The organism is Blastococcus sp. TF02A-26 (assembly GCF_003319125.1).
Taxonomy (GTDB): Bacteria; Actinomycetota; Actinomycetes; order Mycobacteriales; family Geodermatophilaceae; genus Trujillonella.
Map to the genome: position 1 here is coordinate 230,930 of NZ_QOHG01000002.1, position 16,051 is coordinate 246,980.

Below are 16,051 nucleotides of genomic sequence, written 5' to 3' on the forward strand. Positions count from 1 at the left end.
GCGACCGGCCCCTGCACCGGGGCCGGGTTCAGCCGCGGACTCGCCAACGCGTGAGAGCGGCACCCACGGCCCCGGCGATGCCGGCCTGGGCGGCCACGGCGATCCCGGTGGCCAGCGGCGGCGCGCCGACCTCGGCCAGCCCGCCGTCCCCGAGGACGCCGCCGCCGGCCCAGGCCACCACGGCGGCGCCCACGCCCACCAGCAGCCCCGAGCCCAGGCCGGCGAGACCGGCGACGACCGAACCGCCGCCGCTGCCCAGCCGCCGGCCGACGGCGGTGCCGGCGACGAGCCCGGCGACCACCGGGATTGCCTGGGACACCCAGGCGATCAGCGGCACGGCCTGGGTGTCGGGCAGTGCGGCGAGCAGCGGCAGCGCGGGCAGGGGCCCCAGGGAGACGCCGTGCACGGAGACCAGCGTGCCGGCGCCGACGGAGAACCCGGGCCCGGCGGCCAGGCCCAGGACGGCGGCCGCGGCGTTGGGCAGGAGCAGCAGGGCGAGACCCAGGGAGCCGACGGTCCCGGCGCCCGAACCGCCGAGGTCGGCCGACAACCGGGCGTACCCCTGCGCGTCGGCGGCGACGGCGATCGCGACCACGGCGGTGCACAGGGCCAGCGCGGTGAGCAGACCCGCGGCCGCACCGCGCAGCGCCGGGCGCACGGGGGCCGGCAGCCGGTCCAGGACGTCGTCCAGCAGGCCGCTCTCCCGCGCCGCACCCCAGCCGGTGGTCAGGACCGCCAGGACGGCGGCGCCCGCGACGGCCTGCAGCAGCCCGCGGCCCGGGGCACCGATCGCGACGGCCACCAGCAGCACCAGCAGCGTGTGCACGGCGACGACGACGGCGACGACCTCGGCGACGACCTCGGCGGCCGCCCGCCCGGCCGTGATCCCACCGACGGCCACGACCCCGCGGCCCAGCCGGCTCAGGGCCCAGCCGACGCCGATCGTGAGCAGCAGCGGCGCCACCGCCAGCGGACCCGAGTCGAGCTCGAGGCGGCCGCCGTGGGCCAGCAGCCACAGCCGCCCGGCCAGAGACGCGGACCCGCTCACGGGCAGGCCGCCGGTGGGGTCGAGCGTCTGGACCACGACGAGGGCGAGCCCGAGCCCGACGAGACCGAGGGCGGACAGTGCGCCGGCCGCGGCGGCGGCCCACCAGACGGGGTGTCCCGGGGTCCGGCGTCCGGGCGACGTCAGACGGGAGAGCAGCGGGACCACGCCCCCACTGTCCCAAGTGCGGCGCCCGCGCGGGGTGCGCACGCGCCGGAGAACGCCACGAGGGCCGGCGACGGGGAGTCGCCGGCCCTCGTGGGGCGTGCCGGGTGCTGGCGTCCCTGAGGGGACGCCGGCGGTCAGAAGCCGCCGGAGGGCTGCCCCGGGTTGGTGCCCTGACCGGGCTGGGCCGGCGGCGGGGGCGGCGGGAAGGACTGCTGCTGCGTCTGCTGGCCGTACTGCGGCTGCTGCGGGGGCTGCGGCTGCCCGTACTGCTGCTGCGGGGGCTGCGGCTGGCCGTACTGCTGCTGCGGCACCTGCGGCTGCCCGTACTGCTGCTGGGGCTGGCCGTACTGCTGCTGCGGCTGGCCGTAGCCACCGCCGAAGCCCCCACCGGAGCCGGCGCCGTGGCCGGCGGCCTTGCGGGCCTTGAGCTCCGGCAGCAGCCGGAGGACGGCGAACGCCGTGATCGCCAGCGCGGTGAGCAGCGCGAGGAAGGCGATGAGGCTGAACGGGGCGTCGTCGATCGTCAGGACCTGGATCCAGGCGATCAGCATGAACAGCAGACCGAGGCCGGCCAGGCCGACCGTGACGAAGCTGCGCGGGAAGGGCAGCTTCAGCTGCACGAACGCGGGCAGGATCGCCCAGACCGCGGCGGCCAGGAAGAGGATCCACGACAGGATCGACAGCGCCGAGGAGTAGTCGAGGTCGAAGCTGCCGAACGGGGTGTCGACCGAGTTGCTGAAGCCGTTGACCGAGTCGTCGATCCCGTCCTCGTCCTCGGAGAACCCGAACCAGGGCAGGATCATGAACAGGGTCAGCAGCGCCCAGCCGCCGACCATCAGCCAGTCGAAGAGGTGGACCCGCTTCATGTCCACCGAACTGCCGCCCTGGCTGCCGCCGAACGCGGGCTGCTGGCCGTAGCCGTGCTGCGGCTGGCCGTACTGGTGCGGAGCCGGGGGCTGCTGGCCGTAGGCCGGCTGCTGCTGCGGCTGACCGTAGGGCGAGGAGCCGGCCGGCTGCTGGCCGTAGCCCGGCTGCTGGCCCGGTGCGGGCTGCCCGAACCCTCCGGGCTGCTGGGGCGGCTGACTGCTGGTCATCTGGTCGGTTCTCCTCTGTGGTGGCGACTGGCGGGCGTCGGCCCGCCGGTGGTGCGGAGCGCGCGGAGGCGCGCCGGCTCAGAACCCGCCGGTCGGCTGACCGGGGGTGGGACCGGAGCCGGGCGGTGCCGGCGGCGGCGAGGACGGCTGCTGCGGCGCGCCGTACTGCTGCTGCCCGTAGGGCTGGTGCGGAGCCTGCGGGTGGGACCCGAAGCCGGGCGCCTGCTGGTTGGCCCACTGCGCGGCGTTGGCGATGCCGCCGGGCAGGCCCGGGCGGTTCTTCAGCTCGGGCAGCAGCCGGAGGACCGCGAAGGCCGTGATGGCGACGGCGGTCAGGAAGGTCAGCAGCGCGAAGAAGCTGAAGTCGGGCAGGTCGAACGAGTCGATCCAGCCGATGAGGGTGAGCAGCAGGCCCAGGCCGGCCAGGCCGACGGTGACCAGGCTCCGCGGGAACGGCAGCTTCACGTCGGTGACCGCGGGGAGCAGCGCCCACGCCCCGGCGAGCAGGAAGAGGATGAACGCCGTCGTGATGGTGCCGAGGTCGAAGCCGTTCACCGAGACGCTGGCGCCGAAGCCGAAGTCCTCGGAGTACCAGGGGATGATCGCGAAGACCAGGAAGAGGATCGCTCCGGCCGCGACGGCGTAGTCGGCCATCTTCAGCCGCTTGACGTCGAAGGACACGCTGCCGCCGCTACCGGCCGGCTGCGTGTACGGGTTGTGACCGGGGCCGGGCTGCTGGCCGTACGGCTGACCGGCAGGCGGCTGCTGGCCGTAGTGCGACTGCTGGGGCGGCTGACTGCTGGTCATCGGTCGGTTCTCCTCGGTGAGGGCGCTGGCTCAGGCGATGCTGGCGCGTTGATGTTGACGCATGCAACCGCGCCACGCCTAGGGGTCCCCCGACCGGGTCGTTTTCGTGACCGCCCCGCAACCTGCCCCGATCAGTCGAACTCGTCCGCGCAGGTGCCGTAGTACTCCTCGGACGTCCGTCCGCCGCAGGTGCTCCCGTACTCCTCGTACTCGCTGTCGATGGGCGTCCCGTAGTAGAGCGTGTCGCACGCGTCGAGGTCGCCCGCCCGGCACTCCTCGGCCTGCTCGTCGAAGGACCGGTCGTACTCGGGATCCGACTCGTCCACCGGGACGGGCTCACCCGGGACCGCGGTGTCGATGCCGGGCCCGGAGTCCGGGTCCGGGCCGAAGGGGTCGTCGGGCTCGAACGGGTCGTCCGGCCCGGCCCCCGGGGAGTACCCCGCGGGGCCGAAGACGCCGCCGTCGTCGTCGCCGTCCGCGGAGACCCCGCCGGCGACGAGCGCCGCCGCTCCCACGGTCGCCACCGCGAACAGCGCGGCGCCGATCGCCCAGCCGGGGCCGCGGCCGGCGACCTGGTCCCGGCCGGGCCCCGTGCCGGCCAGCACGCCGGCGACCACCCGCTCGGCGGCCCGCCGCTCCCCCGTCCGGTACCAGGCCGTCGAGGGCGCGAGCACGGCCAGGACCGCGAGGGCGATCCCGACCAGCGCCGTCGCCACGGCCAGGCCGAAGCGCACGCCCTCCTCGCCGACGCCGTCGACGACCGCGGTACCGACGGCCACGGCGCCGGCGACGACCGCGAGCGCGGCGCCCGCGGTGAGCAGCAGCCCACCGCCGCGGCCGGCCAGCGCACCGACCGTCCCGCCGACCAGCGCGGCCACCAGGGCCACGGCGAGCAGCGCCGCGACGGCGTCCGCGTCGGTGGTGAGCCAGTCGGTGCCGGTCAGCACCGCCGCCGCGCCCCCGGTGGCGGCCCCGACGACGACGGCCACGACGCCGAGCAGCGCCAGGACCGCCGCGACGACGAGCGGAGCGGGCGGGGTGGGCGGCGGAGACGTGGCCGGCGGGGACGCGGGCGGCGGTCCGGGCGGGCTCGCGCCCCAGCCGGCGGCCGGCGACGGCCAGCCCGGGGCGGCGGGCTCGTTCGGCGCGGTCACCGGACACCTCCGAGCGCGGCACGGGCGCGGGCGGCGTCGAGCACCGGCGCGAGGACGAGGGGGACGACGGCGGCCAGCGCCGTCCACAGCGCGATCTGCAGCAGCACGGTGCCCCCACCGGTGCGGAGGACCTCGGGGAAGCCCTCCACGGCCGAGCCGTTCTCGCGCAGCGTCGCGTCGAGGTCGGCGACGTAGTCGCCGACCATCCAGCCGACGGCGAGGGCGCCACCGGCGGCGGCCGCGGCCATCGCCGCGGCCGCACCGCGCACCCGGGCCGACCAGCGGGAGACGACGACGAGGACGCCGCCGACGAGCAGGACCACCGCGACGGCGGCCATCGGGATGCCCCAGCGGACCGGGGTGGGGTAGCGCTCCCCGCTGTCGCTCCAGGCCGTCGCCTCGAAGGGCGGATCGCCGAAGTCGTTCTCGATCTCGAAGACCGTCAGGGTGCAGGCGATCGCCACGAGCAGGCCCGCGGCGACCAGCAGGGCACCGGCCACCAGGCGCAGCACCGCGCCGACGTCCACCGGGGCGCGGGGCGGGCCGGGCAGCGGCGGCGGGGCCACGCCGCCGGCCCACGCGACCGGTCCCCCGGACGTGGGGAACGGCGGGGCCGGGGGGTGGAAGCCCTGCGGGGCCGGCTGCGGGAACGCCTGCGGGGACGGCGACCAGGGCGCCGAGGGGCCGGTCACGACGCCTCCCCGGCGCCGATGGTGGCGAGCACGGTGGCGGAGCCGCGCCGGGCCGTGAGCGTCGCGGCGAGGGCGAGCACGGCGGCGATCGCGAGGGCCAGCGGTGCGGGCCCCCAGCGGGTGACCACTCCCTCGCCGACGCGGTACGCCGACACGTCGGAGACGCCGAAGACCACGACGACCCCGGTGACACCCGCGAGGAGCCCCGTCGCACCGGCGGCCAGCTGCTGCGCGGCGGCGCCCCACGGGCCGGGCCGGTCGGACCGCGCGGCGAGCACGGCGCCGACGGCGGCACCCCCGAGCAGCACGACGGCCAGGACGGTGGGACCGGCCCAGGCCAGGGTGTCGAGGCTGAAGCCGCCCTCCCCGAGCACCTCGCCCGAGGCGATGCGGGTGACGACCTCGAGCTCCTCGCCCTCGTAGAAGAACCGCGTGGTGTCCAGGCTGAGCGCCAGGGAGAGCAGTCCGGCGACCGCGGCGGCCACCGCGAGCCCGGCCGACACCTGCCGCACGCGTACGGGCCGCAGCACCCGCACCTGTCCCGGGCCCGGTGGCCGTGCCGTGGTCGTCGCGCTCACTGGTGGTGCTCCCCCGTCCGCCGCGCCGGTGCGCGGGCGCGACATTCCTACGCGAACGGGCCGCCGCTGTGCCGGTGGCTCGCCGCGGGACGCCGCTGCCCCGGCCCTCCGGAGAGGAGCCGGGGCAGCGGGTGGGACGGGGTGCGCGGTGCCTTACGCGCCGACGAGCTCCCGCATGAGGCGCGCGGTCTCCGACGGGGTCTTGCCGACCCGCACACCGGCGGCCTCGAGGGCCTCCTTCTTTGCCTGGGCGGTGCCGGCCGAGCCGGACACGATGGCGCCGGCGTGGCCCATCGTCTTGCCCTCGGGGGCGGTGAAGCCGGCGACGTAGCCGACGACCGGCTTGGTGACGTTGGCCTTGATGAAGTCGGCCGCGCGCTCCTCGGCGTCGCCACCGATCTCACCGATCATCACGATGGCCTCGGTCTCCGGGTCGTCCTGGAAGGCCTGCAGGCAGTCGATGTGCGTGGTGCCGATGACCGGGTCGCCACCGATGCCGACGCAGGTGGAGAAACCGATGTCCCGGAGCTCGTACATCATCTGGTAGGTCAGGGTGCCCGACTTGCTGACCAGGCCGATCTTGCCCTGCTTGGTGATGTTGGCCGGGATGATGCCGGCGTTCGAGCGCCCGGGGCTGATCAGGCCGGGGCAGTTCGGGCCGATGATCCGGGTCGCGCCGCCCTGGGCGTGCGCCCACACGTAGGTGGAGTCGTGCACCGGGATGCCCTCGGTGATCACGACCGCCAGCCCGATCTGGGCGTCGACGGCCTCGATGGCGGCGGCCTTGGCGAACGGCGGCGGCACGAAGATGACGCTGACGTCGGCGCCGGTCTCCTTCATGGCGTCGGCGACCGAGCCGAACACCGGCACGGTGGCACCGTCGAAGTCGACGCTGGTGCCGGCCTTGCGCGGGTTCACGCCGCCCACGATCGCGGTGCCCGAGGCCAGCATGCGCTGGGTGTGCTTGCTGCCCTCGGAGCCGGTCATGCCCTGGACGATGACCTTGCTGTTCTCGTTGAGGAAGATCGACATCTCTGAGTCCTGTCTGGTGTTCGGGGCGATCAGGCGGCGGCGAGCTCGGCGGCCCGGCGCGCGGCGCCGTCCATCGTGTCCACCACGGTCACCAGGGGGTGGTCGGCCTCGGCGAGGATCCGCCGGCCCTCGTCCACGTTGTTGCCGTCCAGCCGGACGACCAGCGGCTTGGTCGCCTCGTCGCCCAGGATGCCGAGGGCGCTGACGATGCCGTTCGCGACGGCGTCGCAGGCGGTGATCCCGCCGAAGACGTTGACGAAGACGCTCTTCACGGCCGGGTCGGAGAGGATGATCTCCAGGCCGTTGGCCATGACCTCCGCCGAGGCGCCACCGCCGATGTCGAGGAAGTTGGCCGGCTTGACGCCGCCGAACTCCTCGCCGGCGTAGGCGACGACGTCCAGGGTGCTCATCACGAGCCCGGCGCCGTTGCCGATGATGCCGACCTCGCCCTCGAGCTTGACGTAGTTGAGGTCCTTCTCCTTGGCGCGCGCCTCGAGCGGGTCGGCCGCGGCCTTGTCCTCCAGGGCGGCGTGGCCCTCCTGACGGAAGGAGGCGTTCTCGTCGAGCGTGATCTTCGCGTCCAGGGCCAGGACGGTGCCGTCCGGCGCCTTGGCCAGCGGGTTCACCTCGACCAGGGTGGCGTCCTCCTTGCTGAAGACGTCCCACAGCTGGACGGCGATCGCGATGACCTGGTCGCGCACCTCGGCGGGGAAGTTCGCGGCGTCCACGATCTCGGCCGCCTTCTGGGCGTCCACGCCGACGGAGGCGTCGACCGGGATGCGGGCCAGCGCCTCGGGGCGCTCGACGGCGAGCTGCTCGATCTCCATGCCGCCCTCCTTCGAGGCCATCGCCAGGAAGGTGCGGTTGGAGCGGTCGAGGAGGTAGGAGAAGTAGTACTCCTCGGCGATGTCGGACGCCTGGGCGACCATCACCTTGTGCGTGATGTGCCCCTTGATGTCCAGGCCGAGGATGTCCTGGGCGCGGGCGCGCGCCTCGTCGGCGTCGGCGGCCAGCTTGACGCCGCCGGCCTTGCCGCGGCCGCCCACCTTCACCTGTGCCTTGACGACGACCTGCTGCCCGATCTCGCGGGCGATCGCCTCCGCCTGCTCGGGCGTCTCCGCCACACCACCGGGGAGCACGGGGACGCCGTGCGAGGCCAACAGGTCACGGGCCTGGTACTCGAAGAGATCCACGAGCAGGCACCGTAGCCCGCCCGTAACCCCGTCGTCTCGTCGGCGTTGGAGGGGGTGGGCGGCATCACAGGCCCTCTCCCCCCTTCGAGGTCCCCGACGACATCCCCGACGACATCCCCGACGACGAGGAGCCCGGCGTGCGCCGTCCTGCCACCGTCCTGCTGACCGCCCTGCTCACGGCGGGGGCCGGCACCGCGCTGGCCTCCCCCGCCGCCGCGACCGGCATCACCCCGCGCGACCTGACCATCACCGTCACGGGTCTCGGGACCGAGCAGCGCACCTGCACGATCGACGCCGACCTGTACCTGCCGCCGGGCGCCTCGCACGCCCGGCCGGTCCCGGCGGTCCTGGCCACCAACGGCTTCGGCGGCACCAAGGCCGACCAGGCCGACCTGGCGCTGGGCATGGCCGAGCAGGGGTACGCGACGCTCTCCTACACCGGCCTGGGGTTCGTCGACGGCGACCTGTGCCCGATCACCCTCGACGACCGGGAGCACGACGGGGAGGCCGCCAGCCAGCTGCTGCGCTTCCTCGGCGGCGACCCGTCGATCACCGCGGTGGACGACGCGACCGGCGAGACCGTCGTCGTCGACCAGGTCGTCCGCGAGGACTCCCGCACCGGGACCCCGCACGACCCGGCGGTGGGCATGGTGGGCGGGAGCTACGGCGGCCAGATCCAGTTCGCGGCGGCGGCCGTGGAGCACGCCGCCGGCACCGACCGGCTGGACGCCATCGTCCCGATGATCACGTGGAACGACCTCTCGTACTCGCTGAACCCGGACAACAGCGCCCTGCCCGGCGGGACGGCGGCCAGCGGCTCGGTGAGCTCGACGCAGTCGGGTGTCTTCAAGTACCAGTGGGCGGCGCTGTTCACCGTCCTCGGCGTCGCCTCGGGTCTGCAGGACCTGCAGGCGCTGGCCGACCCCGTGCAGTGGCGCACCGTCGTCCAGGACAACTGCGCGAACTTCGACCCCGGCGTCTGCGCGGCCCTCCTCGAGGTCGGCACCCAGGGGTTCGCCAGCGCCGCCTCCGTCGAGTTCCTCCGCTCGAACTCGGTGGCGAGCTACATCGAGGACGTCCGGGTCCCCACCCTGCTGGCGCAGGGCCAGGCCGACACGCTGTTCAACCTGCAGGAGTCGGTCGCCACCTACACGGCGCTGCGCGCGCAGGGAACGCCGGTCTCGCTGGTGTGGCACTCCTGGGGCCACAGCGGCCTGGACCCGCTACCCGGCGAGTGGGACCCCCGCCACCCGGCCGACACCTACCAGGGCCGGCAGGTCCTGCAGTGGTTCGACGCCCACGTGCGGGACCGGGGCCGGGCTCCCGAGGGCTTCGCGTACTTCCGCGACTGGGTGTACGAGGCCACCGGCGACGTCGAGGCGGCGTACGCCGAGCAGCGGTCCTTCCCGGTCGGCGGCGAGCGGACGCTGTACCTGTCCGGCGGCGGCCCGGCCGGGGGCGACCTCGTGGCCGACCCGGCCGCGGTGGTCCCCGGCCTGTCGGCCTACGGCAGCGTCGCGCCGGTCGGCCCCAACTACACCGAGACCTCGTTCCTCGACCAGTCGCTGCCGGTGACCGACCCGCCCGGCACCGCGGTCCGGTTCAGCACCGCCCCGCTGACCGCTCCGCTGGACGTCGTCGGCTCCGCGCAGCTGACCGTGCAGCTCGACGCGCCGGCCGTGGCGGGCACCCAGCTGCTGGGCACCGGCGGTCAGCTGGTCGTCGTCGCCAAGCTGTACGACGTCGGCCCCGACGGCGCCGTCGAGCTCCCGTCGCGGCTCGTCTCCCCCGCGCGGATCGCCGACGTCACGCAGCCGGTGACGATCGAGCTGCCGGGGATCGTGCACCGCTTCCAGCCGGGCCACCGGCTGGCGGTCGTGCTGGCCGGCGGGGACACCGCCTACCGCGGGTCCACCGTCCCGCAGCAGGTGGCGCTGGCCACCGGCGGCGGGCACGTGCAGCAGCTGGTCCTGCCGGTCACTCCCTGACCGGGGGCTGCGGGCCGCCGCCGGCGGTCCGCAGCCAGGCGACCACCTCGTCCGGCGGCGTGCCGGGGCCGAAGGCGCGAGCGCCGTCGGGCAGCCCGTCGTCGGCCGCCGACCCGAGCAGGAACCCGGCGACGTCGTCGGCGCCCTGCTCGGCCGCGCGGGCGAGCACCTCGCCGAGGAGGTCCGCGGACCCGCCCGCGAGACCGAGGGCGTCGGCGTCCTCCTGCACCAGCGTGGCCGCGAGCTGCGCCGGGGAACCCCCTCCCCCGGTGTGCACGACCTCTGCACCGGCGTCGCGCAGCGCCCGTGCCAGCGCGACCCCCTCCGGCGCCTCGCCCGCCGGTGCGCCGGCGTCGGGTTCGGCGACCACCACCCGCAGCCGTTCCACGTCCACGACCGGCAGCGTAGGAGCAGGGGTCAGCCGGGGGGCACCGGCCGCCGGCGCACCCGCCAGACCAGCAGGGTCAGTCCGGCGTAGGCCACCCCCGTGACGAGCAGGCCGGCACCGGGCAGGGACCACTCGAGCTCGGGCGTGCCGGCCGCCCGGACCCCGGTCAGCGCGGCCGACAGGACGACGGCGGTGATGGCCAGCAGCCCGCCGACGGCGGCCAGCCTCGGGCGCAGCGAGGGCGCCAGGACCGAGCACAGCAGCAGCGCCCCGGCGAGGAGCAGACCGCCGAGCAGCGCCCAGCCGGGCCGCTCGTACAGCGCCTGCGGCCCCTGCTGCTCGACGACGATCTGCTCCAGCGTGCGGGGGTTGGTGACCAGCAGCTCCGGCAGGTCGGCCGCGGGCTGCGCCAGGCACAGCACGGTGCCCGCGCCGAGCAGCACCGCCAGGCCGGCGAGGCCCGGGCGCGCCGGGTCGAGGGCGCCGTCGTCCTCCATGACCGTGCGGCCCCACGCGGCGACCGCGCAGACCGCCGCGAGCACGAGACAACCGAGGGACGCGACGTTCAGCCACCACCCCGCGCCCCGGTCCACCGACGTGGTGAGCAGCCACTGACCGCCCAGCACCTCGCGGCCGGCGCGCTGCACGGACTGGCTGCCGTTGTGCAGCTCGATGAGCAACGAGCCCAGCGCCAGGGCGCCGGCCACGCCCGCGTGGGCGAGGCCGAACTTCGGAAGCCGCCCGGCCACCAGGGACGCGCCGACGGCGAGCGAGGTCAGCGGCACCAGCAGCGCGGCCAGCACACCGACCGGGCCGTCGGCCAGGCCGACCGGCCGCCCGGTCAGGACGAGGTAGGTGGGTACCAGCGCCGCGACGCCCAGCAGCCCGGCCAGCACGAGCAGCCCGCCGGTGATCCGTGCGGCGAGCGGCGTCGTCCCGACGACGACGGAGTACCCGACCGTCGGCTCCGGAGCGCGGCGTCCACTCCCGGGTCGGGACGTCCGCGACGTCGCCGCCGTCCGGCCCCGGACCGGGGGCTCACCCCTCCGGCCGGCGGCCGGACGGGCACCCGACCGGCGGGCAGCGGCGGTCCCGGTCTCGCGGGCCGGGCGTTGGCGGGCGGACACGGTTCCCCCTTCGTCCGGATGTCACGAACCGGTGTCGATCGCGGCCGGCCCGGCGTCCGATGTGTGACGTGCAACACGCGGCGGTATTACCGTCGGGTGAACGGAGCACATGAGGTGCTCGGTCCGCACACGAGCAGGTAGCCGGTCCCGCGGGACCCACGGGGGAGGGAGTGCCGATGCGGCCGTCCACCGACCCGGGGTCGGACCCAGCGTCGCACACGGCGGCCGCCGCGGCGGGAGCGCCACGGGGTGTCCTGCGCGCCTTGGCCCGCCCCGCCACGCTGACCGGCGGCATCACCGAGCTCGCTCTCGTCGGCGCCCACGTCCTCATGTACCCGCTGGGCGCCCGCACGGAGATCCTGCGCCCGGACGCCAGCCGCCGCCCGGCGCCCGCCCCGCCCAGCGCGCGGGCCCTCTTCGCCGCCGATCCGCTCGCCGCGCGCGTCCCGGTACTGCTCGTGCACGGCCTGGTGGACAACCGGTCGATCTTCACGGCGATGCGTCGCGGGCTCCGCCGGCGGGGCTTCGCCTCGGTCTGCACCTGGAACTACAGCCCCATGCTGGGCGACGCGGCCCGCGGCGCGGCCGAGCTGGGGCAGGAGATCGACCGGATCTGCGCGCAGACCGGGCACGACCGGATCCACGTCGTCGGGCACAGCCTGGGCGGCCTCATCGCCCGGTACCACCTGCAGCGGCAGGACGGCGCCCGCCGCATCCAGAGCCTCGTCACCCTCGGCACCCCGCACCAGGGGTCGGTGCTGGCCCACCTGCTGCCGACGCCGCTGGTCAAGCAGCTGCGTCCCGGTTCCCCGCTGCTGCAGGAGCTCGACGAGCCCGCGCCGGGCTTCGACACCCCGGTCACCGCGGTGTACAGCGACCTCGACCAGCTGGTGCTGCCCACCAACGCGGCACGGTGCGAGCACCCCGACATCAACGCCCGCAACGTCCTCGTCCGGGGCGTGGGCCACATGTCGCTGCCCTTCTCGCGGTCGGTGGTCGACGAGGTCGCCGCCACCCTGGCGGGCCTGCGCGGCGCGCCCGCGGCTCCTGCCGCCGCCGTCGCCTGACGCAGCCTCCGACGGGCCCGCACGTCGTCGCGTCTCGACATGGCGACACGCAGGGTCGCCTCCGTGGTCGCGGCCTGACTGAGGGTTACGGTCCGATCACGGCACCGGGACCTTCCCCGGGCGGGCGTCGCAACCGGATGCCTCCGCCGTCGTCGCTCCCCCGACGGGTGTCCTCCGGGCGCTCCGCCGGAGGTGCCCTCCGGGAAGGTGCCACGTGTCTCGCTCAGCCGGTCCCGAGCTCCTGGAGCGTTCGGAGACCCCGCGCGAGCTTGCCGAGCCCGCCCAGGTGCCCGGACGCTTCGCCCGCCGCTCCGGCGCCGCGCGCCGCACCGCCGCCGGCGACGCCACGACGAGCACCGAGCTCCCCGGAGCCGCCGCCGCGGACGGCGACCCCGACGCCACGACGGACGCGCCGCAGACCTCCGCCCCCACGGACCCGCAGACCGACGCCGCCCCCGCGGCGGGTCGCGCCGCCGGCCTGCGCCGTCGCCTCCGCCGTCCTCCCGGCCGTCGCGCGCCGCTGTGGCTGGCCGCCCTCGTCGTCGGCGCCCTGGCCGCGGGCACCCCCGGGCTGCTCGGCGGGGAGACCGCCGCGCCGCAGGCCGTCAGCGCCGCCGACTACGGCCTCGGCGACGCCGAGACGAACTACACCGGGGACCTGGAGGACGCCGGCGTCCGTCAGGGCATCAGCGCCGCGGAGGCCGAGGCCCGCCTCACCGAGCTCGCCGCCTCCCGGGCGGCGCGGACGCCGACCACGGCCAACCCCGTCCCCGGCGCCCGCATGACCACCTGCTTCTGCATGCGCTGGGGCTCCATGCACTGGGGCGTCGACCTCGCCGCCCCGCTCGGCACCCCGATCTACGCCACCACCGACGGGGTCGTGCTCCGCGCCGGCCGCGCCTCCGGCTACGGCAACGCGATCTACATCCAGGACGCCGACGGCGACGTGCACGTCTACGGCCACATGCGCTACTACGACGTCGACGAGGGCCAGATCGTGCACGCCGGCGACGAGATCGCCCAGGTCGGCAGCGAGGGCCAGTCCACCGGTCCGCACCTGCACTACGAGGTGCACCGCGGCGGCGAGGACGGCCGGCGGATCGACCCCGAGGACTACCTCGCCGAGCGCGGCGTCGAGATCTAGGAGCGGCGAGCCGCCCTGCGAGGGTCGTGCCCGAGTGGGGCCCGGAGGGCTCCGCGATGGGTGCGACGGACCGGCTCATCGAGAGCCGGGACGGCACGTGGTCGAGGTGTCGTCCGGTAGGACGACGGTGTCACAGCTTGACGAGCGGCGCGTAGCGCAGGACGAGGCGCTTGGTCCCGCCGCTGCCGAAGTCGACCGTCGCCTGGGCCTTGTCGCCCACGCCGTTGACCTCGACGACGGTCCCCATGCCGAACGCGTCGTGGCTGACCCGGTCCCCCACCTCCACGGAGATGACCGCCCGGTTGCCCGCGCCGCCGCGCAGCCCGCCGGTCGCGAGCCCGGTGGCCGCCACGCGCGTCTGCGCCGACGAGTAGCCCCTGCTGTAGCCGGTGCTCGGCGCGGGCGTCGGGGTGAGGTTCGCCCAGTGCACGGTGTCGGCGGGCAGCTCGTCGAGGAACCGCGACGGCGGGTTGTACGCCGGCTGCCCCCAGCTGGTGCGCACCGTGGCCCGCGACAGGAACAGCCGCTGCTGCGCCCGCGTGATGCCGACGTAGGCCAGCCGCCGCTCCTCCTCCAGCTCCTTGGGGTCACCCAGCGCGCGCAGGTGCGGGAAGACGCCGTCCTCCAGCGCGGTGAGGAACACGACCGGGAACTCCAGGCCCTTGGCCGTGTGCAGGGTCATCAGCGTGACGACGCCGGCCTCGTCACCGGCCACCGGGATCTGGTCGGCGTCGGCGACCAGCGACACCTGCTCGAGGAAGTCGGTGACCGTGCCCTCGGGGTGGGCGGCCTCGAACTCCGCCGCGACCGAGATGAGCTCGTTGAGGTTGTCGACCCGCCCCTCGTCCTGCGGGTCGGTGCTGGCCGACAGCTCGGTCAGGTAGCCGGTCCGGTCGAGGATGCTCTCCAGCAGCGCCGCCGGCCCGGAGCCGGTCTCCACCAGCTGCTCGAACTCCTCCAGCAGCGCCACGAACTCCTGGATCGCCTTGAGCGACCGGGGCGCCAGCGTGGTGACCTCCGAGCACAGCCGCAGCGCCGAGGCGAACGGGATCCGCTCACGGTCGGCGTACTGCTCGATGCAGGCCTCGGCGCGCTCGCCGATGCCGCGCTTGGGGGTGTTGAGGACCCGCCGCAGGCTCACCACGTCGGCCGGGTTGGCGACCACCTTGAGGTAGGCCAGCGCGTCCCGGACCTCCTTGCGCTCGTAGAAGCGCACCCCGCCGACGACCTTGTAGGGCATGCCGACGCGGATGAACACCTCCTCGAACACACGGGAGGCGTTGTTGGTCCGGTAGAAGACCGCGATCTCCTTGGGCTGCGCCGCGCCCTCGTCGACGAGCGCATCGATCTGCTCGGCCACCCAGGCGGCCTCGTCGTGCTCGTTCTCCGCGACGTAGCCCTGGATCAGCTCGCCGTCGCCGGCGTCGGTCCACAGGTTCTTCGGCCGGCGGGAGGTGTTCTTGGCGATCACCGTGTTGGCCGCCCGCAGGATGCGCTGCGTCGAGCGGTAGTTCTGCTCGAGCAGGATCGTCGTCGCCTGCGGGTAGTCCCGCTCAAACTCGTCGATGTTGCGGATGGTGGCGCCGCGGAACGCGTAGATCGACTGGTCCGCGTCGCCGACGACGCACAGCTCGGCCGGCGGGACCGGGCCACCCTCGGTGCCCACCAGCTCCCGGACCAGCACGTACTGGGCGTGGTTGGTGTCCTGGTACTCGTCGACCAGCACGTGCCGGAAGCGCCGGCGGTAGTGCTCGGCGACGTCCGGGAACGCCTGCAGCAGGTGCACCGTGGTCATGATCAGGTCGTCGAAGTCCAGCGCGTGCGCCTGGCGCAGCCGCTGCTGGTAGAGCGTGTAGGCGTCGGCGAGGACCTTCTCCGGCGCCGTCTGCGGGGTGAAGCTCTCCTCGTCGACCAGCTCGTTCTTCAGGTTCGACACCTGGTTCGCGAGACTGCGACCGGGATAGCGCTTGGCGTCGAGGTCCAGGTCGCGGGCCACCATCGACATCAGGCGCACCGAGTCGCCCTGGTCGTAGATCGTGAACGACGACTTCAGGCCGAGCTTCGCCGCCTCCGCGCGCAGGATGCGCACGCACATGGAGTGGAAGGTCGACACCCACATGGCCCGGGCGCGCGGGCCGACGAGGGCGGCGACGCGCTCCTTCATCTCGCCCGCGGCCTTGTTGGTGAACGTGATCGCGAGGATCTCGCCGGGCTGCACGTCCCGGGCGCCCAGCAGGTAGGCGATGCGGTGGGTGAGCACGCGGGTCTTGCCCGACCCGGCACCGGCGACGATGAGCAGCGGACCGCCCTCGTGGACCGTCGCGTCGCGCTGCGGGCCGTTCAGCCCGGCGAGCATGCGGTCGAGCTCCCGACCCGTCTGACCGCGGGCGTGCCGCTGGAGGGTGGCCGTACCGGGGAGGGCCTGCTGGACGCTGCTCATAGCCACACCACTGTAGTTCGGACGGGTGACACTCCCGCCGCCGTCGGCACCTGTGGCAGACTCCTCCCCGTGCTCGCCACGGTCGGCTTTTACTACGGCCACCGGGATCCGGTGTCCGTCACCGCTGGCTGAGC

General features: G+C 75.0%; 14 protein-coding genes. 3 read left to right on the plus strand and 11 right to left on the minus strand.

Going from position 1 to position 16,051, the window contains the following annotated elements:
• Positions 1 to 28: 28 nt before the first annotated feature.
• The 8 genes from DQ240_RS03130 to sucC all read right to left on the minus strand — a co-directional run bounded on the left by DQ240_RS03130 (position 29) and on the right by sucC (position 7,763).
• The gene (locus DQ240_RS03130) at positions 29 to 1,213 is read right to left on the minus strand and encodes a DUF6350 family protein (protein ID WP_113838185.1); all 1,185 of its coding nucleotides are present in this window, start codon (positions 1,211 to 1,213) and stop codon (positions 29 to 31) included.
• A 134-nt stretch (positions 1,214 to 1,347) separates the two neighbouring features.
• Positions 1,348 to 2,307, minus strand: coding sequence for a hypothetical protein (locus DQ240_RS03135; protein WP_113838186.1), 960 nt, complete (start codon positions 2,305 to 2,307; stop codon positions 1,348 to 1,350).
• Between the two features lie 78 nt (positions 2,308 to 2,385).
• Positions 2,386 to 3,114 (minus strand): hypothetical protein, encoded by a 729-nt coding sequence (locus tag DQ240_RS03140; protein WP_113838187.1) that lies wholly within the window; start codon positions 3,112 to 3,114, stop codon positions 2,386 to 2,388.
• A gap of 131 nt (positions 3,115 to 3,245) precedes the next feature.
• A complete protein-coding gene (locus DQ240_RS03145; protein WP_113838188.1) occupies positions 3,246 to 4,268 on the minus strand; it encodes a hypothetical protein in 1,023 nt (340 codons plus the stop codon).
• Complete coding sequence (locus DQ240_RS03150; protein WP_113838189.1) at positions 4,265 to 4,960, minus strand: hypothetical protein; 696 nt, start codon at positions 4,958 to 4,960, stop codon at positions 4,265 to 4,267. The genes DQ240_RS03145 and DQ240_RS03150 overlap by 4 nt, the downstream gene beginning before the upstream one ends.
• The gene (locus DQ240_RS03155; protein WP_147261931.1) at positions 4,957 to 5,538 is read right to left on the minus strand and encodes a hypothetical protein; all 582 of its coding nucleotides are present in this window, start codon (positions 5,536 to 5,538) and stop codon (positions 4,957 to 4,959) included. Before DQ240_RS03155 ends, DQ240_RS03150 begins: the two co-directional genes overlap by 4 nt.
• 153 nt (positions 5,539 to 5,691) lie before the next feature.
• Positions 5,692 to 6,570 carry a succinate--CoA ligase subunit alpha gene (sucD, locus tag DQ240_RS03160; RefSeq protein WP_113838191.1) on the minus strand — a complete coding sequence of 293 codons (879 nt, stop codon included), beginning with the start codon at positions 6,568 to 6,570 and terminating at the stop codon, positions 5,692 to 5,694.
• A 29-nt stretch (positions 6,571 to 6,599) separates the two neighbouring features.
• Complete coding sequence (gene sucC / locus DQ240_RS03165) at positions 6,600 to 7,763, minus strand: ADP-forming succinate--CoA ligase subunit beta (RefSeq protein WP_113838192.1); 1,164 nt, start codon at positions 7,761 to 7,763, stop codon at positions 6,600 to 6,602.
• A gap of 137 nt (positions 7,764 to 7,900) precedes the next feature.
• On the opposite strand from sucC, the gene DQ240_RS03170 reads away from it, so the two are divergent.
• Positions 7,901 to 9,751 (plus strand): CocE/NonD family hydrolase, encoded by a 1,851-nt coding sequence (locus DQ240_RS03170; RefSeq protein WP_113838193.1) that lies wholly within the window; start codon positions 7,901 to 7,903, stop codon positions 9,749 to 9,751.
• Here the strand turns inward: DQ240_RS03170 and DQ240_RS03175 are convergent.
• Positions 9,741 to 10,145, minus strand: a complete 405-nt coding sequence (locus DQ240_RS03175; RefSeq protein WP_113838194.1) for a methylmalonyl-CoA mutase — start codon at positions 10,143 to 10,145, stop codon at positions 9,741 to 9,743. The two genes, DQ240_RS03170 and DQ240_RS03175, sit on opposite strands and share 11 nt — an antisense overlap.
• Positions 10,146 to 10,168: 23 nt before the next feature.
• On the minus strand, positions 10,169 to 11,266 hold the full coding sequence (locus DQ240_RS03180; RefSeq protein ID WP_233498453.1) for a hypothetical protein: 1,098 nt from the start codon (positions 11,264 to 11,266) through the stop codon (positions 10,169 to 10,171).
• A 263-nt stretch (positions 11,267 to 11,529) separates the two neighbouring features.
• Here DQ240_RS03180 and DQ240_RS03185 point away from each other — a divergent pair, with 263 nt between their 5' ends.
• On the plus strand, positions 11,530 to 12,333 hold the full coding sequence (locus DQ240_RS03185) for an alpha/beta fold hydrolase (protein ID WP_233498454.1): 804 nt from the start codon (positions 11,530 to 11,532) through the stop codon (positions 12,331 to 12,333).
• Positions 12,334 to 12,547: 214 nt separating this feature from the next.
• A complete protein-coding gene (locus tag DQ240_RS03190; protein WP_233498455.1) occupies positions 12,548 to 13,477 on the plus strand; it encodes a M23 family metallopeptidase in 930 nt (309 codons plus the stop codon).
• 130 nt (positions 13,478 to 13,607) lie between these two features.
• Here DQ240_RS03190 and pcrA read toward each other — a convergent pair whose 3' ends face one another.
• Complete coding sequence (pcrA, locus tag DQ240_RS03195; protein WP_113838195.1) at positions 13,608 to 15,917, minus strand: DNA helicase PcrA; 2,310 nt, start codon at positions 15,915 to 15,917, stop codon at positions 13,608 to 13,610.
• Between the last annotated feature and the right edge of the window lie 134 nt (positions 15,918 to 16,051).